This window comes from Eubacterium sp. AB3007, from assembly GCF_000688015.1.
In the GTDB taxonomy this organism is placed as follows: domain Bacteria; phylum Bacillota; class Clostridia; order Peptostreptococcales; family Anaerovoracaceae; genus Aminicella.
In genome coordinates, this window is sequence record NZ_JIAD01000001.1 from 1,176,535 (window position 1) to 1,196,266 (window position 19,732).

The 19,732-nt window shown below is 53.5% G+C and carries 20 protein-coding genes; 7 read left to right on the top strand and 13 right to left on the bottom strand.

The window, feature by feature from the left end:
- Positions 1-58 precede the first annotated feature (58 nt).
- From P156_RS0105795 to P156_RS0105820, 6 genes are all read right to left on the bottom strand, one after another.
- Positions 59-838: a class I SAM-dependent methyltransferase gene (locus P156_RS0105795; RefSeq protein ID WP_027869316.1), complete on the bottom strand. Its 780-nt coding sequence runs from the start codon at positions 836-838 to the stop codon at positions 59-61.
- A gap of 121 nt (positions 839-959) precedes the next feature.
- A complete protein-coding gene (locus P156_RS11760) occupies positions 960-2,009 on the bottom strand; it encodes an SPFH domain-containing protein (RefSeq protein WP_081818466.1) in 1,050 nt (349 codons plus the stop codon).
- A gap of 46 nt (positions 2,010-2,055) precedes the next feature.
- Positions 2,056-3,900 carry an AMP-binding protein gene (locus P156_RS0105805; RefSeq protein WP_027869317.1) on the bottom strand — a complete coding sequence of 615 codons (1,845 nt, stop codon included), beginning with the start codon at positions 3,898-3,900 and terminating at the stop codon, positions 2,056-2,058.
- 136 nt (positions 3,901-4,036) lie between these two features.
- Positions 4,037-5,224, bottom strand: coding sequence for an acetyl-CoA C-acetyltransferase (locus P156_RS0105810; RefSeq protein WP_027869318.1), 1,188 nt, complete (start codon positions 5,222-5,224; stop codon positions 4,037-4,039).
- A gap of 122 nt (positions 5,225-5,346) precedes the next feature.
- Positions 5,347-6,132 (bottom strand): 5'/3'-nucleotidase SurE, encoded by a 786-nt coding sequence (gene surE, locus P156_RS0105815; RefSeq protein ID WP_034802302.1) that lies wholly within the window; start codon positions 6,130-6,132, stop codon positions 5,347-5,349.
- A complete protein-coding gene (locus tag P156_RS0105820) occupies positions 6,123-6,848 on the bottom strand; it encodes an NAD-dependent protein deacylase (protein ID WP_027869320.1) in 726 nt (241 codons plus the stop codon). The genes surE and P156_RS0105820 overlap by 10 nt, the downstream gene beginning before the upstream one ends.
- 190 nt (positions 6,849-7,038) lie before the next feature.
- Here P156_RS0105820 and P156_RS11765 point away from each other — a divergent pair, with 190 nt between their 5' ends.
- Both P156_RS11765 and P156_RS13310 read left to right on the top strand, forming a co-directional pair.
- The gene (locus P156_RS11765) at positions 7,039-7,782 is read left to right on the top strand and encodes an AzlC family ABC transporter permease (protein WP_242838700.1); all 744 of its coding nucleotides are present in this window, start codon (positions 7,039-7,041) and stop codon (positions 7,780-7,782) included.
- Complete coding sequence (locus P156_RS13310; RefSeq protein WP_027869321.1) at positions 7,775-8,092, top strand: AzlD domain-containing protein; 318 nt, start codon at positions 7,775-7,777, stop codon at positions 8,090-8,092. Before P156_RS11765 ends, P156_RS13310 begins: the two co-directional genes overlap by 8 nt.
- A 38-nt stretch (positions 8,093-8,130) precedes the next feature.
- On the opposite strand, the gene P156_RS0105835 is transcribed toward P156_RS13310, so the two are convergent.
- On the bottom strand, positions 8,131-8,748 hold the full coding sequence (locus P156_RS0105835; RefSeq protein ID WP_027869322.1) for a flavin reductase family protein: 618 nt from the start codon (positions 8,746-8,748) through the stop codon (positions 8,131-8,133).
- Positions 8,749-8,903: 155 nt separating this feature from the next.
- Between P156_RS0105835 and P156_RS12795 the strand changes: the two genes are divergently transcribed.
- Positions 8,904-9,824, top strand: coding sequence for a zinc ribbon domain-containing protein (locus P156_RS12795; RefSeq protein ID WP_051600711.1), 921 nt, complete (start codon positions 8,904-8,906; stop codon positions 9,822-9,824).
- Positions 9,825-10,176: 352 nt separating this feature from the next.
- Here P156_RS12795 and nhaC read toward each other — a convergent pair whose 3' ends face one another.
- The gene (gene nhaC / locus P156_RS0105850; RefSeq protein WP_027869324.1) at positions 10,177-11,679 is read right to left on the bottom strand and encodes a Na+/H+ antiporter NhaC; all 1,503 of its coding nucleotides are present in this window, start codon (positions 11,677-11,679) and stop codon (positions 10,177-10,179) included.
- Between the two features lie 165 nt (positions 11,680-11,844).
- On the bottom strand, positions 11,845-12,312 hold the full coding sequence (locus tag P156_RS0105855) for a hypothetical protein (protein WP_027869325.1): 468 nt from the start codon (positions 12,310-12,312) through the stop codon (positions 11,845-11,847).
- A gap of 240 nt (positions 12,313-12,552) precedes the next feature.
- Between P156_RS0105855 and rpsT the strand changes: the two genes are divergently transcribed.
- The gene (rpsT, locus tag P156_RS0105860; RefSeq protein WP_027869326.1) at positions 12,553-12,825 is read left to right on the top strand and encodes a 30S ribosomal protein S20; all 273 of its coding nucleotides are present in this window, start codon (positions 12,553-12,555) and stop codon (positions 12,823-12,825) included.
- Between the two features lie 89 nt (positions 12,826-12,914).
- Here rpsT and tsaA read toward each other — a convergent pair whose 3' ends face one another.
- From tsaA to glf, 4 genes are read right to left on the bottom strand one after another with little or no spacing between them, the layout of a single operon-like run.
- Positions 12,915-13,583: a tRNA (N6-threonylcarbamoyladenosine(37)-N6)-methyltransferase TrmO gene (tsaA, locus tag P156_RS0105865; protein WP_027869327.1), complete on the bottom strand. Its 669-nt coding sequence runs from the start codon at positions 13,581-13,583 to the stop codon at positions 12,915-12,917.
- A gap of 11 nt (positions 13,584-13,594) precedes the next feature.
- Positions 13,595-14,545: a gluconeogenesis factor YvcK family protein gene (gene yvcK / locus P156_RS11775; protein WP_051600713.1), complete on the bottom strand. Its 951-nt coding sequence runs from the start codon at positions 14,543-14,545 to the stop codon at positions 13,595-13,597.
- Positions 14,546-14,558: 13 nt separating this feature from the next.
- The gene (locus tag P156_RS0105875) at positions 14,559-15,731 is read right to left on the bottom strand and encodes an SseB family protein (RefSeq protein WP_027869328.1); all 1,173 of its coding nucleotides are present in this window, start codon (positions 15,729-15,731) and stop codon (positions 14,559-14,561) included.
- On the bottom strand, positions 15,728-16,828 hold the full coding sequence (glf, locus tag P156_RS0105880; protein ID WP_081818468.1) for a UDP-galactopyranose mutase: 1,101 nt from the start codon (positions 16,826-16,828) through the stop codon (positions 15,728-15,730). The genes P156_RS0105875 and glf overlap by 4 nt, the downstream gene beginning before the upstream one ends.
- Before the next feature lie 147 nt (positions 16,829-16,975).
- Here glf and P156_RS11780 point away from each other — a divergent pair, with 147 nt between their 5' ends.
- The 3 genes from P156_RS11780 (at position 16,976) to P156_RS0105895 (ending at position 19,674) form a co-directional block, all read left to right on the top strand.
- A complete protein-coding gene (locus P156_RS11780; RefSeq protein ID WP_051600714.1) occupies positions 16,976-17,647 on the top strand; it encodes a phosphatase PAP2 family protein in 672 nt (223 codons plus the stop codon).
- Positions 17,648-17,708: 61 nt separating this feature from the next.
- Entirely contained in the window at positions 17,709-18,764 is a 1,056-nt protein-coding gene (locus tag P156_RS0105890; RefSeq protein WP_027869330.1) for a glycosyltransferase family 2 protein, read from the top strand.
- A 22-nt stretch (positions 18,765-18,786) separates the two neighbouring features.
- The gene (locus P156_RS0105895; protein ID WP_027869331.1) at positions 18,787-19,674 is read left to right on the top strand and encodes an Ig-like domain-containing protein; all 888 of its coding nucleotides are present in this window, start codon (positions 18,787-18,789) and stop codon (positions 19,672-19,674) included.
- Positions 19,675-19,732 lie beyond the last annotated feature (58 nt).

Sequence of the window (19,732 nt, forward strand, 5' to 3'; positions counted from 1 at the left end):
CCGTTGTCGGGGTTTCAGGCAACCGCTCCATTACGAAAGAACGAGGATACTTCTTCCGTTAAAGTACGATACAGTCGTACCGGATTGATTTCCCCTTCAGGACAAAGCTGGGTTTTCTACCTGCCAGAGCAGGCCCTTTCAGGGGTCGCTTGATCACGATGCGGATCGGCTTCGCGGCAATGGCCGCCGCCAACAAATCCTCTTCATCAGCGCAGGGACTCTCCAGCCTCTGTAGCAACTGAAACTTTTTTTTGATCTTTCCACTCTTTTGCCGTTCCGGGAACATGGGATCCAGGTAGATCACATCTGGTGGTGCAGATGCAGTCATGGGCTCGTCACCGATCGCCCGCATAGCCGCGACACTGTCCCCTTCTACCACGTCCATCCTGGAAACGATCTCTGCAAGCGCCGGATGTCCGGCAGCACGGCGTACACCATCCCCCAGCAGTGCCGCAATCACAGGATCACTCTCGTACATAGTCACCTGAAACCCTGCTGCCGCCAACAGCAGAGAATCCTCCCCCAGCCCGGCAGTGGCATCCAGCACCCGAATGGGGCGCGGGCCATAGGCAGAGGGGGAAGTTCCATTGTGAGCCCTGTTCCTCCGTTCAGCAGCCTCCAACTGTGCGGGCTTGATTCTGCATGCCCGCACCAGCAACTCTCGCTGCAGATTTTGTGGACGAAGGCGTGGCAGCATCTCGCCAAAATCCGCCCGAACGACCATTCCGTCGCCTTCCAGCGCCAATCCCTCTTCATCCCTATATAGTTCCAGCCCCACTGCCCTGACCAAACGTATCAACTCGTCTGCAACGAGTCGTTCTACACTATTTTTGCTCATTTTAACGATCATTATTCAACTGTATTGATTCCCTTGAAGCCCCCACTATTTGATATCCTGAAAGTACAGTATGACAAGCGGGCGCCCAACATAGACCATGGGCGCCCGCAGCTGCAACATACTAATGGTTTACTTTTTCGGTCTCCACTTCTTTCTTGACCCGCTGGGCACAGGCAGAGGCCGCTGCGCTCTCCATAGAGTTGGATGGTTTCAGCAGTGGATCCGGATCCGGGACGGACGGCGCCTTGGGGGCTTTGTCCACCGGTGTCGCATCCCCGATCCCCAGCGACTCGCTGGCAACACCGAGGGCAGCCACCGCCGAAGCGATGTCAGAAGGCATGTAGATCTTGGTGGCACGGCCATCGGCCACATCGCGAAGTGCATCCAGCCCCTTCAACCGAAGCACGGACTCATTGATATTGGCATCCTTCAGCATTTCCAGACCCTGCGCCTGCGCCTCGTAGACAAGGCGGATCGACTCCGCTTCACCCTGTGCCAGCGCGATCTTGGCTTCTCGCTCCGCCTGCGCTGCCAGGACCTTTGCTTCCTTATCACCGGTGGCACGAGCGACCACAGCCTCCTTATGGGCCTGCGCCTCCAGCACCGTCTGCCGGCGTTCACGCTCAGCACGCATCTGCTTGGTCATGACTTCCTCAATCTCCGAAGGAGGCTGAATGTTCTTCAGTTCCACGCGGGTGACCGTCAGCCCCCAGGGATCTGTGGCATCGTCCAGTATAGTCTTCATCTGAGCGTTGATCTGGTCACGGGAGGTCAGTGTCTGATCCAACTCCAGCTCACCGATGATATTACGCAGCGTGGTGGCGGACAGGTTCTGCAGACCACGAATGGGATCCTCCACCCCGTAGGTGTACAGTTTTGGATCGAACACCTTGGCAAAGATGACCGCATCGATATCCATAGATACATTGTCCTTGGTGATCACAGGCTGAGGTGGAAAGTCCAGTACCTGCTCCTTCAGCGAGATCTTCCGGGAAACCCTCTGCAAGACAGGAATCTTGAAGTGCAGCCCCGCCTCCCAGGTGGAGTAGTACTTCCCAAGGAATTCCGTGATGTAGGTGTGTGCCTGTGGCACGATGCGCACGCAGCTAACCAGCAGCAATACCACGATGATCAGCAAGATCAATTTGATGATAGCTCCAAAATATAACATATAAAACCTCCTTAGAATCTATTGCGAAAGCCCTCTTTGGGGGCAATCATGCCAGTCCCTTCGACGCCATTTCCTCCTCGATCTGGCGGATCTCGTCGTGGCGTCTTGTCTTCTGTGTGGTGGTCTTGATGGTGGGCTGCTCCGAGAGGAACCAGTGTTTCACCATCTTGTATGCAGGCAACTCTCGGTTGATCTCCTCCATATCCTGGTCCAGCCGCTGCGAGAGTTCCTCCAGGGAGCATCCGTGCTCCCTCATATACTCTCCATCGACGACGACCTTCGCCCAGAGCACCAGATCGTTGGCTTTGTGCCGGGTGAACAGCATACTTTCCGATACGTAGGGGAGCATGTTCAGCACATTCTCGATCTCCTCAGGAAATACGTTCTTCCCGTTCTTCATGACGATCACGTTCTTCTTGCGGCCACAGATGAACACGTATCCGTCGCTGTCGATACGAGCCAGGTCGCCGGTATGGAACCAGTCGCCCTCCATGACCTCTGCCGTGGCTTCCGGATCGTTGTAGTAACCCAGCATCACATTCTCTCCCCGGACCACCAGTTCTCCAACCCCGTGCTCATCCGGATCATCGATCCTCGCCTCCACGTTAGGCATGAGTTTTCCTGTGCTCCCGGGACGCAGGTAGCGATATGTCTCGCTGGCAATGGTAGGCGAGGTCTCCGTCAGACCGTAACCCTGCACCGTCAGGATCCCGAACTCGTTGAGTCCCTTCTGCACCTCTGGATCCAGCGCCGCTGCTCCATTGATGAAGAACCGCATTCGGCCGCCCATCTGGTCGATGATGCTCCTGAAAAGTCTCTTCCGCAGGTTGATATGCACTCGATCTGCTGCCGCACAAAGCCTTCTGGCGACCGCCACCTTCCGCTGGGCGCCCTGCTTCTCGATGGCCTTGTTGATTTTCTTGTACATGTTCTCCAGTAGCAGAGGCACACTCATGATCACCGACACCCCGTACTCCTGCATATTCTTTGCGATATACTTCAGTCCATCGCAGAAGCAGTTGGTCAGCCCCTGGGACAGGAAGGTCAACAATCCCGAGAACCCATAGATGTGATGAAGTGGTAGGATCATCATGTTGATGTCCTCCGGGAAGAAGAGTTCCTCGCAGTTCATGCCGAAGTTGCAGCTCATCAGGTTCCTGTGGGAAAGCATGACCGCCTTGGACTGGGATGTGGTACCCGAAGTGAACAGCAGGAAGGACATGGCATCCGGATCGATCTCTGCGTCCAGGTAATCCCGTGCTCCCGCCTCCACCAGCGCTCTGCCTTCTTCCAGCAACGCCTCCTCAGTCACAAAGCCTTCCTCGAGCGCCGGGAGCATCTCCTCGCCGGCGAATGGATCCATCAATACATATAACCGTATGTTTGTCTCTCCGGACTCAGCGATCTCCCTCACCAGTCCCTCGTGCTTCTTGTCGTAAAACAGGCACCGAAGGTCCGCCCTGTTGATGCAACTGATCAGTTCCTCCTTCTGGAGCATCTTGTCCAAAGGCACCGTAACACCAACGCCGCAAGCCACCGTCACGTAGGACAGCACCCAGCGATAGCTGTTCTCTCCGATCACACCGGTCTTCTGCCCTGCCATACCACGTGCAGTCAGGGCACTGCCGAGCCAGCCCATCTGCGCAAACAGATCGGCATATGTAGTGGTCACATACATAGCGCCATCGGCGGGCGCGGCGACACAGGACGCTGCCGCGCCCGCATCCTTCCTGCTCTCCTCAGGAATCCTCGCCAGAGCTTTCCCCTTCAGTTTGGTAATGAAGGCAATACGATCGCTGTAAGCCTCCGCACACCACCTGAGCATCTCCCGCAGATCACGGTGCAGAAAAAAACGCTTCTCCAGGTGGTAATCCTTCTTATATCCGTTCATTCTGTAGTCTACCCTCTCCTTAGTATGCTTCTGTTGACCATTATATCATATTTCGCCGTGTTCTGCTACTCTACCAAAAGAGGCCGGCGTCAATGCGCCGGCCTCTTCCAAAAGTCTTATTCAGTTGTGAAAAGTACTAGCACTTCTCAACGATGACAGCAGTTCCCATTCCGCCGCCGATGCACAGAGTAGCCAGACCCTTCTTGGCGTCTTCTCTCTTCAGCATCTCGTAGATCAAGGTGACGAGAATTCTGCAGCCGGAAGCTCCGATCGGGTGTCCCAGAGCGATAGCTCCACCGTTGACGTTCAGCTTCTCAGGATCGAATCCCAGCTCCTTGCCAACTGCCAGAGACTGTGCTGCGAATGCCTCATTAGCCTCATACAGGTCCAGATCAGCGATGGTCAGGTCAGCCTTCTCCAGAGCCTTCTGAGTTGCCGGTACAGGACCAACGCCCATGATGGAAGGATCAACACCGCCAGAAGCATAGCTTACGATCTTCACCAGCGGCTTCAGGCCGAGTTCCTCAGCCTTCTCTGCGGACATTACGACCACTGCAGCGCCAGAATCATTGATTCCGGAAGCGTTCGCTGCTGTGACAACACCGCCGTCCTTCTTGAATGCCGGCTTCAGCTTAGCCATCTTCTCCATGGTGGATCCAAACTTAGGATGCTCATCAGTATCGAAGATGATGGGATCACCCTTTCTCTGAGGGACCTCGACAGGAACGATCTCATCCTTGAACTTACCGCCCTTGATAGCTGCTTCTGCCTTCTGCTGGGATGCCAGAGCAAACTCGTCCAGTTCTTCTCTGGTCAGGCCCCACTGCTCAGCTACGTTCTCAGCGGTGATTCCCATGTGGTAGTTATTGAATACATCCCACAGACCGTCGTTAACCATCATATCAACAGCCGGAGTATTGAACATTCTGGCTCCCCATCTAGCCTTGGGCAGCGCATAGGATGTAGCGGACATATTCTCAGCACCACCGGCAACGATGATATCAGCGTCGCCCGCCTTGATGATCTGTGCTGCCAGTTCAACTGCTCTCAGACCGGAACCGCAGACCTTGTTAATAGTCATGGCAGGTACTTCTACCGGAAGACCAGCATCCAGAGACATCTGTCTTGCCACGTTCTGACCAAGTCCACCCTGGAGAACATCACCCATGATGACCTCGTCTACCTGCTCAGGCTTGACGCCTGCTCTGTTCAGGGCTTCCTTGATAACGACTGCACCCAGCTTGCGAGCCGGTACGTCCTTCAGAGCTCCACCGAAAGTTCCGATAGCTGTTCTAGCAGCACCTACGATTACTACGTCTTTCATTTTATGTGTACCTCCTTATTAGTAATTGCCAATCGGCAAAATAAGTGACAGTAATTGTGAAATTTATGTCAGTTTCATTCTACTACACGCCTGACTAAAAATCAACCTAATTGTAGCATCAATTATGTTCTTAATTTTAAACCAAATGCTTCCACCGTCTCCATCTTATCAAACTGAGTGTAGTCGCAGTGCATGGGGGTGATGGTCACATAGCCGGCGCCCAGCGCCGCCATATCGAGTCGCAGGCTTTCATCCTCTTCAGGAGCCGGGTATCCTTCCAACTCGTACCCGCCTCCTGGCTGCTCCACAAAACCGTCCGAGTAATAACGCCCACCCAGTGCGCAGGTTCGGATCCCCTTGATCTCGGCCCTGGGGATGTAGGGCACGTTGATATTCAGAATGGTATCCGGTCCGATCTTCTCCATGGCCATATCGATTACATCCACCGCCAGTTCGCATGCGACAGTGAAGTCCGTGGCTTTGTGCGAGTCCAGCGACAAAGCGATGCTCCGCACTCCGCTGAGTGCACCTTCCATGGCTGCTCCCACTGTGCCAGAGTACAAGGTGTCGCAACCCAGGTTGCTACCCAGGTTGACACCGCTGTAGATCAGATCGAACGATATCCCCCTCTCTCCAAAAAATTGCAGACCGACCTTGGTGCAGTCGGTAGGAGTTCCGGTCACCATCAGCGCCCCCTCTGCGCCGGGATACACCGCTTCGTTAATGTAGATGCGGTCCGTCAGGGTCAGGGACTGACTGGCGCCACTTCTCTGGGTATCCGGCGCACATACATATACGCTGGCCACCTTGCTCAAAGCCTGGGTCAACTGACGCAATCCTTCGGAATGAATACCGTCGTCGTTCACCACCAGCACATTCAGCCGGCGGCTGTTTCTGTCTACTCCCATGCCATCACCTTTCCGATGGAGTCGTTGATCACCAGATCAGCCCGGTTATCGTACGCTGTCGCATCCTTGTTGATCAGAACCAGGTGGTTGCCGTGGAAATAGTTGATCAGCCCTGCTGCCGGATAGACCACCAGGGAAGTTCCCCCGATGATCAGCGTATCTGCCTCGGAGATGGCCCGTACCGCACCGTTCACGCATGCATCATCCAGCGCCTCCTCGTAGAGGACCACGTCTGGTTTGATGGTACCTCCGCAGTTGCAAACAGGCACACCATCCTTGCAGTTTGCCTCATCCATGATGTAGTCCAGATCGTAAGCCTTGCCACACCTCTCACAGTAGTTGCGGAGCACGCTTCCGTGAAGCTCATAGACGGCCTTGGAGCCGGCCTTCTGATGAAGTCCATCGATGTTCTGCGTCACCACTGCCTTCAGTTTACCCATATCCTCCAGTCTGGCCAAGGTCTTGTGAGCCTCATTGGGCTGTGCTTCCCGGTGAATGAGATTTTCTTTATAATACTGGAAGAAAAGTTTGGTGTTCCGTGTGTAGAACGAATGGGACAACATGGTCTCCGGGGAATACCCGTACACCTGCTGTGCATGGTACAGTCCTTTTTCTGAACGGAAGTCAGGAATCCCGCTCTCTGTGGACACGCCCGCGCCGCCAAAGAACACGATATTCTCACTAGTCTCGATGATTTCTTTCAGTCTTGCATCCATAATGATTTCCTCCTCCACTACAGTATACCACGGAGTGTGTCAAAGGGGACGGTTCTTTTTGACACAATGTGTCAAAAAGAACCGTCCCCTTTGACACACTTCCGAAGCAGTGGTATATTGGAATGCGGAGAATTTGAAAAGGACACAATAATTATCGATGGAAACAAACAAAAAAATCTTTTTGCATGGAATGCATGATGGGATCCCCATCGGGATCGGATACTTCGCTGTCGCCTTTTCTCTGGGTATTACTGCCAGAGACTGTGGCTTCAACGCTTTCCAGGGATTCCTATCCAGTATCACCACCTATGCATCGGCGGGCCAGTTCATCGGCTACACACTGTATGCGGCCAACGCCACGCTGCTGCAGCTGGCAATCATGACGGTCATCACCAACGCACGCTATCTGCTGATGGGATTCGCCCTGAACCAGCGACTACCCCAGGGGACACCGCTATACAAGCGTATGCTTTGTGGAGTGGCCATCACGGATGAGATCTTTGGGATCACCATCGCACGCCCGGGGTACGTCAACCCCTTCTATCCACTGGGCGCGCTGGTAACGGCAGCTCCCATGTGGTCCTGTGGCATCGCCCTTGGGATCACCATGGGAAATCTTCTTCCGCTACGCCTGGTCAGCGCCCTCAGCGTAGCTCTCTTTGGCATGTTCCTGGCGGTAATCATCCCGCCATCCCGCCGCGATAAGATCGTGGGAATCTTTGTCGCCATCAGTTTTGGCACCAGTTATGCAGCTACCATCCTTCCCTGGATCCGGGATCTGTCTGCGGGAAATCGAACCATCATCCTTACGGTGGCCATATCTGCGATTGCCGCGGTTCTCTTCCCGGCGCGGCACGAAGTGGAAGGCGCGGCGGACACAGCGGACACATCCAACACCACCGCCATTACCAGAGAGGAGGCCTCCCGTGAGTGAAACGATCTATATTTATATCTACATCGCGGTCATGGCACTGGCCACCTACCTGTGCCGGGTGCTCCCGTTGACGCTGATCCGCCGGCCAATCGAGAACCGGTTCTTTCAGTCTTTTCTGTACTATGTTCCTTACGTGACATTGGCAGTGATGACCTTTCCCGCCATCATGCAGGCAACACAGTCCCAGCTGGCAGGCGCTGCCGCCCTGTTGGTTGGCGTTCTGGTGGCCTGGCGCGGTGCCAGTCTCTTCAAGGTAGCTGCCGCCTGCTGCGTCACGGTGTTCCTGCTGGAGCTGGTGCTCTGCCCATAACAAGAAACTAGTCCGGCCATCCGGACTAGTTTCTTGGCTTATTTCTTCTGATGTTTGGCCTGATAGCGCTCCCGGTTGATCCGTTTCCTTGTCTTCGGCTTCATGACGGAGTACCCGAACTTGCCCAGGGGTTGTTTCTTCAGACCGAAATACTCACCATGACAATATGCCACCAGGCCGGCTTTGTCCAGGCGGATCCTCCCTGCCTCATCGAACAAAGCCTGGTCCGCGTGCACCTTCACGATCTCAGCCAGGAACACGTCATGACTGCCGCACTCGATGATCTGTTTCACCTTGCACTCCAGATTTACCGGTGACTCCGCCACCAGCGGCGCGGCAACTACTGCCCCCGGCACCTTGGATAGACCGCATACCTCGAACTTGTCCAGATCTCTGCCGGAGCGAACGCCGCAGAAATCCGTAGCCTTTGCCAGGTCCTCGGTGACCAGATTGATCACAAACTCGCCGGACTCCCGGATGATATGGTAGGAGTGGCGCTCTTTTCGCACAGAAATGGACACCATGGGTGGGTCTGAGCAAATGGTGCCGGCCCAGGCGATAGTAATGAGATTCTCTTCCCTGTCATCTGCACAGGATACCAACACCACAGGGACGGGGTTCAGCATCGCAGACGGTTTCATGATTGTCTTTTCCACGTTTCAGCCTCTTTCGTTTTTTTCCTGAATTCTCTAAAAGAGATTATAGCAACGCCTTTCAAAAACGTCAATTGTTTATCTTTTGTTTATATTTCCTTCATATCCAGTTTATGGAGAGTTGTTATGATTGAAAAAAACGAAAGGAGAATGACAACATGAAGAATTTCAGATCACGGATCCTCTCCGTAGACTACGGGAAACGATTCCGGCTCCTGCTGGCGGCAGGGCTTTGTATCCTGATCATCGGAGGGGGTGCATCGGCAATCCTCTTGCACACAGTGGATGCGAATGCCCTGGGTGGATCGACACAGATCGAACAGGAAAACAACGCCGGAAGGCAACCACCGGGAACCGCGCAGCCTTACGGAGGTCACGGACGATTCGGGAATGACGGAAAACAACATCTTCCGGACCAGAACAGCACACCGGATACACAGGAAGGCAACGGCGCCTCCCCTGAGAATGGTGCCAACAATGATAACAATACAGGCAATAGTAATAACAGTAGCAAAAGCGGAAACACTTCCCAGGACGCCAATACTACAGGAGCCATAGCACAGGTCGCCAGTTACCAGCAGACAGCTGGCGGCAACATGGGTAGCATGGGCAACATGGGAGGCGGATTTGACGGAGTACGCATGGATGGACGCGGCGGTCATCACGGACACTTCCTGTCCATGATCCTTCACAACAATCAGATATCCATCGTCACCAAGATCGTCATATTGGCTACCACCATCCTGGGGATCCTCTGGTTACTTGTAGTCTGGTACACCATCGTCTGTTACCTCTATCGCTCCAGTACCTTCTCTCGCATGAACCGCACCCTTTGGACCATCCTGGGAATATTTGGAGGGCTCCTGGCGCTGCTCGCCTTCTTTATCGCCAGGAGCATCCTGAAGGTCCGTTGTGAAAACTGCGACGCCTGGCAGGATGCGGAGCAGGCGTACTGCACGGACTGCGGAGCCGCCCTGCAGCAGAATTGCCCTGGTTGCGGAGCCTCTGTCTCACAAAACGCAGCTTACTGCCCTTCCTGTGGAAAAGAAATGGCGGCAGACAACAGCACGAACCCTTAACAACTTCTTTCTCACCAAATACACCGCAGAACATCCGGTTTCTGCGGTGTTTTTTTTATTTCTATTTTTGTGTGCGCAGCAGATCTTTGTACAGATGCATCTGGACTTCACTGTTCCGGTCCGAACGAGATTCTGTGGCAGGTCTGTGCGGCAAGCTGCTACATATTTAATGAAAGGCAATGCATTGTAGTCCAATACTCCGGCCAGGCGCACAAAGAAAAATGAGACCCCAGAAACCCCAAAAACGAAAACAGAACCTCCGAATGAAGGTTCTGCTTTCGGTACTTGTTATCACGGAAGAGGCGAAAACGCCACTTTCATGCGAAGTTAATTGGCTTCCGCCAGGCGGAAATTACTTGGCCTCCTCTGCACGGATGCGTTCCAGTGCTTTCATGGCCTTCTCGTGAGCTTCTGCCGGAGCCTCTGCCACATCTCCCTTGACCAGCCTGCCGAAGAGGTTGATACGAGTACCGTCTGCATAGAAGATGTTTCTCTTCAGAGCAACGGTGACCAACGCGAAGATCGGATTGATCAGATTCATGAAGCAGAACGGCAGGTATGCGAAGGTGCTGACACCCAGAATGCTGGAATGGTACGCTCCACAGGAGGACCAGGGAACAAGTGGTGACCACAGTGTGCCGCCATCCTCCAGTGTTCTGGAGAGCATATTTCTGCCAAGGCCCATCTCGTCATACTTGTCCTTATACATAGCGGACGGGATGATCAGGCCCAGATACTGGTCGCACATGGTGGTGATGCAGAACATTCCTGTCAGAATGGTCACCAGGACCAGCTGGAATACGTTGTTTACACGGTGGATCAGTCCACCCAGAATCGCCTCCACCGCACCGATGGTCTGCAGGATCCCGCCGAAGCCAACGGCAATGATGACCAGGTTGTTGGTCCAGAGCATGCTGTCCATACCGCCCTTGTTCAGCAGTTTGTCACAGAGCTCATTGCCAGTCTCAGCCTCGTAGCCATAGTGCCACATGGTGATCAGATCGTTCACGCTAGCCCCCTGGAAGACCATGGCGAAAATGCCGCCGATGAAGGCCAGAAGCAGGATGCCAGGCAGTGCCGGAACCTTCAGGATCGCTACCACAAAGATGGCGATGAAGGGGATCAGCAGCACAGGGCTCATATACTGATAGTGATCTGTAATTGCCGCAGACAGTGAGTTAGCCACCTCAGGATCATAGTTGGAAGAACCCTTCAGCGACAGGATCGCAAAGAGAAGGATGGCGATAGCCAGGCTCGGCAGTGTCGTCGTCATCATGGCACGCACATGGTCAAACAGACCAGTCTGCGATGCACCTGCAGCCAGGTTGGTGGAGTCGGACAGTGGGGACAGTTTGTCTCCTGTACACGCTCCAGACAGGATCATGCCGGCAACCAGCGCCGGGTTCAATCCCATGGTCTGACCGATAGACATGAATGCGATGCCCAGAGTAGCGGTTACTGTCCAGGCAGATCCAAGTGCGATACCTACGATAGAACAAAGTATGCATGCCAGGGGCAGAAAGAAGCCCGGATTGATGCACTTCAGTCCATAGAATACCACGGCAGGGATGCTTCCGCACCACTCGAAAGAACCGATCAGGCACCCTACACAAAGGATGATGATGATAGCCTCCAGAGACTGATTGACGGCGGCCAGACCGCCTGCCAGCATTTCCTTGTAGGTGTGACCACTGATCCTTCCGACGATCATTGCCACGACACACGCAATCAGCACAGGGATGTGTGGATCCTGGCCCCAGTCCAGCACGTAGTTGGTGATCATGATCACCAGAAGAACTACGATCGGGAGCAGGGCAAGGACAGGATGAGGAAGACGAGATGTCTTGTTTTCCATTGCTGTAAACCTCCTAAACCTTTCATAAAACAAATTCTCATAATAGAAAGCAATTACGAACGGTTCAAATTCTAACTCATTCCTCACCAATTGTCAATGCATTATCAAAAAAATTGCAATTATTTTTGCTCTATTTCGCCAAATTATTTGCACTCTGATGCAAATTCAGTCCATCATGTCTTCCACCCGAATATTGGGGTTCATCCGGAGAGCCAGTTCCTTGACGGCTCTGGCATCTGCATGATTGAGAACCACGATCCTGTGAACTGTATCACGGCCGATATGAACGGCCAGATTGGGAGCCGCCTGCTTGTAGTCCACCAGCACATGGGTGATTTCCTCCCAGGACCAGGCGTTTTCCATATGCCAGCCCGGCATCAGGTAGCGGATCTCCACCCCCTCCTCCGTGACCGCCATGTCCTTGAACATCAGAGAAGCCAGGAACACGGCTACACCGAGAATAATAATATAGTACTGGTGATTTCGGATGGCAACGTAGCACAGGAAAAGTCCAGCCAACATACCCAGAATGCGCAACCACGCTTCTTTCTCTTTCTGGAGACCGATATACTCCGCCTCTCCTTCCACGAGATAACGGATCCCCTTCCCGGTTTTCCAACGTTGTATCCACATAACAAATGACTCACCTCAGCACTTTATCGACTCTAATAAAAATATAACATATAATATATTTCATATCAACAAAATTGGGTTAATAACCATTAACTTTTTTATATAAACCATTATAATACCCCCGAGCGATCTTTTTCCACAAAGCATCAGGCAAAAACCACTTGCAATCTCCCCTTTCCTGTTGTATACTTAACGTTAGCGAATTTATAGCTAAATTGATAGAAGTGGGGTGAAATTTACATGGCAAACATTAAATCCGCAAAGAAAAGAATCAAGGTAATCGACCGCAAGACAGCACAGAACAGAAGAATCAAGAACAACATCAAGCTGGCTCTGAAGGCTTTTGATCAGGCTGTTGTTGAGGGCGACATGGAAGCTGCCGCTGAGAAGAGAACTGCTGCTGAGAAGACCCTGAAGAAGGCTGCCAGCAAGCACACCATCTCCAAGCAGTCTGCTAACCACAAGGTCTCCCAGATCACCAAGAGATTCAACGCAGCCAAGGCTGCAAAATAAGTCTCACCCGTCCCCACATATGTACACGCTAAGTACATACCAATGAGCAAACAGAAACCCGCGGAGTGTCTCCCGCGGGTTTTCCATTTCTATTCTACACTCTCCACTGTCAGCAGATCGCCCGCCACCCGAAACCGGATGTTGTGTTCCGCATAGCGCATCCCGTATACACGTTCCGGATCCTCCTGGTAACCAGGTCTTGGGTCCTGGGACAAAGCCTCCAGCAGCGGCAACCGTTTCTTTTCCGGCAACTTTTCCAACAGTGCCGCAGGGAAATCCACCTCCAGCGCGTGCTGCTTTGTGCGCTCCGTAAAACTGCCCGTCGCCTCCGGATGTGAGTCTGCATAGGGCACATAAGGCTTGATGTCGTAGATGGGTGTGCCGTCCATCAGGTCGGCTCCCCGCACCCAGATCACCGGCCCCGGTTCTACCTTCTCAATGCGCACGCAGGAAAGCCCGATGGGGTTGGGGCGGAACGGAGAGCGGGTGGCGAATACTCCCACGTGCCTGTTACCCCCAAGCCGGGGCGGCCGCACGGTCGGCGACCAGTGCTTGCCCACGTTTTCGGAAAACTGCCAGATGATCCAAAGGTGAGAGAACTCCGCTAGCCCCCGCACCGCGTCCTCGCTCCGGAATTCCGGTTCAAACACGATCCGAGCCAGCCCATTCGTCAGTCCCGCCTGCCGAGGGATCCCGAACTTCTCACCGTAGTCACTCTCGATATGGGCGATGATCTTCATTTCCGGTGAATCGTACATATTATTTCTCCTTACTCCAACACCTTCATGATATATGAGAACACCAGGTAGCCCGTCTTCACTGCGTGGTGGCGGACTTTGTCCTCCTCATCCAGCTGGAACACATCACCGGAGATCACCCGACATCCCATCTCTTCTACCTTGTCCCGGTCGATGACCAGCATATTCTTGCCCTCGGTGTCCAGATACCGCTTCACCACGAAAGGATCCACCGGAGAATCGTTGGCGATACATACATCCACCTTACGATAACGCAGGAAACGATTCAGCACCCGAATGTGGCGGGACAGCCTGGGGTCATCCGTCTCCCCCGGCTGTGTCACCAGGTTCGCCACATACATCACCGGGGCCTTGCTGTCCCTGATCGCCTCCACCACATCATCCGAAAGCAGATGGGGAATGATGCTGGTGTACAGACTGCCTGGCGGGAGGATGATCAGATCCGCGGATCGTATCTTCTCCGTGATCTCCGTGCGTACCGTGATGTCGTGATCGTAAGTGAGCCGGTGGATCTTCTTGACGTTCTCCGAAACTTCCATTTCTCCATAGAACTCTCTGTCTCCGCCTACGCCAACCAGTTCCACCTTCTCTTCGGTCAGAGGATAGATGGTCCCGCGCACCCCCAGCAATCTGCTCAGGTACTGGGTCGCTTCCGTCAGATCTCCCTGAAGGTCAATCAGCGCCGCCAAGAGGATGTTGCGAATCGGATGGTTCTCCAACGATCCATGAGAAAACCGGTAGCCCAGCAGGTCCACCATATCCTTGTCCGCATTGGCCATGGCCATGATCACCTTGCCTACATCTCCTACCGCCGGAATGTTTAGTTCTTCTTTCAGCGCTCCCGTACTGCTGCCGTTGTCGCTGACTGTAATGATCGCGGTCACATCCACCGGAAACTCTTTCAGCCCGCGCAGCAGACTCGAGATCCCGGTGCCACCGCCGAGAACGACTACATTCTTCATATATACCTCACCTTCAACTCAGCTTGTCGCTGGCGGGTTTCTGCTGAAGCGTCGCCGACAAGGCAACATCCAGCCCATGGCGCACGGCCTCAAACAGGTCCTTCGCGATGATCATAGACTCCGTGAACGGATTGATCACGACCCCCACCAGATCCTCCTGATGATGCTCTACCATATCCAGTACTTCCAGGAAAGGTTTCTCCACCTTGGAATACCGGTCTCCATATGAGCCCATGTCCTCCGGGGAGACGAAGACCGGAAGAAACAAGGATCCATCCTCATGCTTTAGGATATCCGGAACCAACTCGATTTCCCCCTCACTGGACATGATGTACTCGTTCAGTTTCTCTACATCCTCTCCGTACTCATCCAGAAGTGCCTCTAGCTTCGCCTGCTCCTCCTGGCTGAGGACCGTGTTACACGGCAGCCACACATCCCTCTCCCGAAGTGCTTCGATGACTCGGTTGATCCCCTCATAGGTCTTATCGTGCTCAAAATCCGCCAGCGCCCTTCGCAACGGATCTGCCTCGTCTGCACGCCTCTTCACGATGGTCTCCGGACGGTCAAAGTCCGCGCAACAGATGATCTTCTCATCCTCCAGCTTCTGCACATAGAAAGTGATTACATCCCCTGCCTCTACACCAAAATCATGCTTCGGTCTTCCCAACAACCTGCCGGTCAGATTGTGTTCCTCCCGGTTCAGATCCTCGATCCGCACCCAGCATACCTCTGGCTCCATGTCATCCTTTATCATGTAGATCCTCAGGTCATCCACATAGATCTGATCCCGCAGATGATCCAGAAATTCCATGTTCCGAGAGCGCCTCACTCCCTCTGACACGGGAAGGAACCGCGCCTGGGCAATCTTTTCTGCGTACTCCGGATGTGCGCCTGCATCCTCATCATCAAAGATGTAGATCTCCTGTTCGTCCACCATCGCCGCGCCCACCGTGGACCGTTTCCCAGGGTGTGGAGGATAGACAGCCATCCCCTCCTCCGTCATCCTGGCAGCCGCCATCACTTCCAAAAACAGGCCCGACTCGTGGTCTACGTATCCGTAACAGACCGCATGGTCTGCCTCTTCCGCGCCCGGAAACTCTTTCAGTGCCTCTGTAAGGGCTTCGTTCAGTGAAAGGACCACCAGTCTCTCGTAGATCGCCCTCCATCCAGCTTCCTTAAGATTCATTTCAATTCTCCTTCTGCGTCAGCCAGTGCCGCTGCGATCACTGCATCCATATCGTAATAACGGTAGCGCCCCAGGCGTCCTCCAAAGAGAACGTGACGTTCCGCCTGCGCCAGTTTCTCATACTCCTGGCACAAAGCCATATTCGCCTGATCATTGACGGGATAATACGGTTCCCCGCCAGGCTGCCATTCCTCCGGGTATTCCCAGCTCACAACCGTCTTCGCCTGATTCCCGAAGGCGAAGTGCTTATGTTCAATGATCCTGGTCCAAGGCGTCTCACTGTCGGTGTAATTCACCACCGCGTTTCCCTGGAAATTCTCCATATCCAGTACCTTGGTCTCAAACCGTACCGACCTATAGGCGAGAGGCCCCAGAGTGTACCCAAAATACGCATCCAGTGGCCCAGTGTAGACGATTCGGTCCGCAAGCGCGTCCAAGGAGAGTTTCTCCTTCAGGTAATCACAGTTCAGGCGTACCTCAACCCCCTGCAGCAGCTGCTCCACCAGATGGGTGTATCCTTCCTCTGGGATTCCCTGGAACAAAGCATTGAAGTAATTGTTGTCATAGGTAAGTCGTACCGGCAGACGACGGATAATGAATGCCGGCAGCTGGTCACAAGGCCGTCCCCACTGCTTCTGCGTATAGCCGCGAACAAGTTTCTCATAAATGTCCGTCCCTACCAGTGAGATAGCCTGCTCTTCCAGGTTCCGGGGTTCTGTTATTCCCGCTGCTTCTCGCTGACGCCGGATCTCTTCCGCCGCCTCCTGTGGAGTCACCACACCCCACATCTTGTTGAAGGTATACATGTTGAAGGGGAGGGAGTAGATCTCTCCCCTGAAGTTCGCTACCGGTGCATTGGTGAATCGGTTGAAACGCGCAAAGCGGTTCACATACTCCCAGACCTTCCTATCGTTGGTATGGAATATGTGCGCTCCGTACCTGTGGACCTGGATTCCCTCCACATCCTCCGTATACACGTTGCCACCGATGTGGGAACGCTTCTCCACTACCAGCACTGTCTTTCCGGCGTCGGTCATCTGTCTGGCGAATACCGCCCCGTACAGTCCGCATCCGACGATCAGATAGTCGTATTTCATGATATAATCTCCTACTTTCTTTGAATCATTTCTATTCTATCAGAAAACCATCCACTTGTGAAGATTCGGTGAACCATCTTGGATATATTGACATTCTATCAAAAAAAGGTTATAGTAAAGAATGGACTTGTATAAGAAAGGAACTCTATGGAAACGCATAGCATACTCAACAAACTCATATCACTTGCGAAGAAATACCCTCTTCTGGTACCTGTCGCTTACGCACTGTTCTATTTCCCGTGCTTTATGATCCTGGAGAAGGTTCCGGCTCTGTCCGGGTATTACACCGTTCAGTTCTGGCCGGATGAGATCATGCCCTTCATTCCGGAGTTCGTGATTCCCTATCTGAGCTGGTTTCTCCTGGTGCCTCTGGCAGTATTATTCTTCCTGCTTACAGAGAAAGACAGGTACTTCGAGCTTTGCTTCCTGCTCTTTACAGGCATGACAGTATGTCTGTTCATCTATACCGTCTTCCCGACACAGGTTGCACTCCGTCAACCACTGATCACAGAGGGCTTTTGCACGGATCTGATCCGAATGATCCGGGAGACAGACACTTCCACCAACGTGCTTCCATCCATCCATGTAGCGAACACGGTGGCTGTAATGCTGGTAGCAAGTCGCTCCCGCGCACTGCGCGGCTGGATGAAACACGCAGTCAACATCTGGGGGATCATGATCTGTCTGTCCACCATGTTCATCGACCAACATTCTATCGCGGATGTGCTTTGTGGCTGCGGACTGGCGTTCTTCCTTCTGTGGGTGAAAGACCAGATTACAGAAACCTATCTGGAACACCTGCACGCAGTTGAACATTGATTATTTAGCCGGACGTCTGTTTTGTGCGTCTGGCTTTTGTTTTTGAGGAGAAGGGAAAGAAATGAAACTAATGACACTGGCTGTGCCATGCTACAACTCAGAAGAGTACATGGACAAGTGCCTCGACACACTTCTCACCGGCGGAGAGGATGTGGAGATCATCATCATCGACGATGGTTCCACCGACCGCACCGGGGAGATCGCAGATTCCTACGCAGAGAAATACCCTGACATCGTTCGTGTGATCCACCAGCCAAATGGCGGTCACGGCGAGGGCGTCAACCAGGGACTTCGCCATGCCACCGGCCTCTACTACAAGGTGGTCGATTCGGACGATTGGCTGGGAGAGAAATCTCTGCAAAGGATCCTGGTGGCACTGAAGGTGTTCGAAAAACGTGGCACTCTGCCGGATCTCCTGGTAGCGAACTATGTTTACGAGCATGTAGAGGACGGAACCAGCTACTCCGTAAACTACAAGAACGTCTTCCCTGTGGAGAAACTCTTTGGGTGGGAGGATGTGGGCAGGTTCCGCCAGTCCCAGTACCTGTTGATGCACTCAGCTATCTATCGGACCGACATCCTGCGCAAGAGCAGAATGGAGTTGCCTAAGCACACCTTCTATGTGGACAACATCTTTGTCTTTCAGCCACTCCCCTTCGTAGAGCGACTCTACTACATGGACGAGGATCTCTACCACTATTATATCGGACGAGAGGATCAGAGTGTCAACGAGAAGGTAATGATCGGCCGGATCGATCAGCAGATTCGAGTCACCAGCATGATGCGCGATTTTCTGGCAAGGTACACCGATCCAGAGTGCGCAGGTGACGAAGCCTGCGGGACAGCCCCCCTGCCCAAGCGACTGCATCGCTACATGTTGCATTACCTGAGCATGATGTACACCATCTGCACCACTCTGCTTCTGCGAGACGGCAGCCAGGATGCCATGGCCAAGGAATCTGCCATCTGGCAGGATCTGGCGACGCTGTATCCAAGGCTTGACCGTGAGATCCGCTCCACCGCGCTGGGCCGCGCACTGAGCCTGCCCTTGCCGGGAAGGCGCCGTCTCATCGTTGCCGGATACCGCCTCGCCCGCAGGATCGTGAAATTCAACTGATTGACAAGGAAAGGGGAAAAACATGAAAAAGGGATTGAGAAAGGGGCTCACCGTACTGATGTCACTGTGTCTGATCGCAGCGTTTCTGCCGATGGCAGGCGGAGAAGGGACTGCTTATGCAGCCAAATCGACCAAGTCAGTTCACCTGAACAAAACCAGCGTCAGGCTCATCCAGGGGAACAAGCTGAAACTGAAGGTGAAGGGCCTCCAGAAGAACGCCAAGACCGGAAAGAAACCAAAGATCAAGTGGAAGAGCGCGAATAGCAAGATTGCCTCGGTCAGCAAGAAAGGCAAGGTCAAGGCCAAGAGCGGCGGTCAGACAGTGATTACCGCAACCATCAAATACTCCAAGAAGAAGCAGACACATCTGACCTGCAAGGTGAACGTGATCCGCCTCACCAGCCATAACGCATCCAAGGTGTGGAACTATGTGAAGGCGCACGGCAAGTACGAGGATGAGAACGAGGATGGCTACACCTACACCGTGGGCAGCAGTCCTTCCATCAGCATCGACTCGGCACTGGGAAGCAGCTATCTGGAGTTCTACTACGGATCCCGGAAAAAGACTTACCCGGACCTGGACACCGTATACATGGATAGCCAGCTCATGAACAACCAGTTCAACAACTACGTGTATGTGGAACTGGAACTTGGCCCCAAACCAAGGGATGTCTACACCCTGTGCGGCAGGATCTACGGCAGCTACGATGGCGGTGCCAGAGGAATCGTATTCACCACCATCAAGGATCGCCATTGGAAAGACTACAGCGGGTTCTCTCCCACACAGCTGCAGACCTACAAGACAGAAGCCGCGAAGTCCGTTGGCCGTGCCTTCCGGCAGTTCAACAGCATCACCAAATCCAAGACCGGCTTTACCATGGCCCAGATCGGATTTACCAGGTGGAAATAAAAACTCTACGAACAAAAACCGAAGTGCTGTCCCAAACGAAAGGGACCATCTCCAAAAT

Excerpts from the sequence above, each read along its gene's own strand:
- P156_RS0105795 (WP_027869316.1), bottom strand. The coding sequence starts at position 838 with ATGAGCAAAAATAGTGTAGAACGACTCGTTGCAGACGAGTTGATACGT.
- P156_RS11760 (WP_081818466.1), bottom strand. The coding sequence starts at position 2,009 with ATGTTATATTTTGGAGCTATCATCAAATTGATCTTGCTGATCATCGTG.
- P156_RS0105805 (WP_027869317.1), bottom strand. The coding sequence starts at position 3,900 with ATGAACGGATATAAGAAGGATTACCACCTGGAGAAGCGTTTTTTTCTG.
- P156_RS0105810 (WP_027869318.1), bottom strand. The coding sequence starts at position 5,224 with ATGAAAGACGTAGTAATCGTAGGTGCTGCTAGAACAGCTATCGGAACT.
- surE (WP_034802302.1), bottom strand. The coding sequence starts at position 6,132 with ATGGGAGTAGACAGAAACAGCCGCCGGCTGAATGTGCTGGTGGTGAAC.
- P156_RS0105820 (WP_027869320.1), bottom strand. The coding sequence starts at position 6,848 with ATGGATGCAAGACTGAAAGAAATCATCGAGACTAGTGAGAATATCGTG.
- P156_RS11765 (WP_242838700.1), top strand. The coding sequence starts at position 7,039 with ATGCATGATGGGATCCCCATCGGGATCGGATACTTCGCTGTCGCCTTT.
- P156_RS12795 (WP_051600711.1), top strand. The coding sequence starts at position 8,904 with ATGAAGAATTTCAGATCACGGATCCTCTCCGTAGACTACGGGAAACGA.
- nhaC (WP_027869324.1), bottom strand. The coding sequence starts at position 11,679 with ATGGAAAACAAGACATCTCGTCTTCCTCATCCTGTCCTTGCCCTGCTC.
- P156_RS0105855 (WP_027869325.1), bottom strand. The coding sequence starts at position 12,312 with ATGTGGATACAACGTTGGAAAACCGGGAAGGGGATCCGTTATCTCGTG.
- rpsT (WP_027869326.1), top strand. The coding sequence starts at position 12,553 with ATGGCAAACATTAAATCCGCAAAGAAAAGAATCAAGGTAATCGACCGC.
- tsaA (WP_027869327.1), bottom strand. The coding sequence starts at position 13,583 with ATGTACGATTCACCGGAAATGAAGATCATCGCCCATATCGAGAGTGAC.
- yvcK (WP_051600713.1), bottom strand. The coding sequence starts at position 14,545 with ATGAAGAATGTAGTCGTTCTCGGCGGTGGCACCGGGATCTCGAGTCTG.
- P156_RS0105875 (WP_027869328.1), bottom strand. The coding sequence starts at position 15,731 with ATGAATCTTAAGGAAGCTGGATGGAGGGCGATCTACGAGAGACTGGTG.
- glf (WP_081818468.1), bottom strand. The coding sequence starts at position 16,828 with ATGAAATACGACTATCTGATCGTCGGATGCGGACTGTACGGGGCGGTA.
- P156_RS11780 (WP_051600714.1), top strand. The coding sequence starts at position 16,976 with ATGGAAACGCATAGCATACTCAACAAACTCATATCACTTGCGAAGAAA.
- P156_RS0105890 (WP_027869330.1), top strand. The coding sequence starts at position 17,709 with ATGAAACTAATGACACTGGCTGTGCCATGCTACAACTCAGAAGAGTAC.
- P156_RS0105895 (WP_027869331.1), top strand. The coding sequence starts at position 18,787 with ATGAAAAAGGGATTGAGAAAGGGGCTCACCGTACTGATGTCACTGTGT.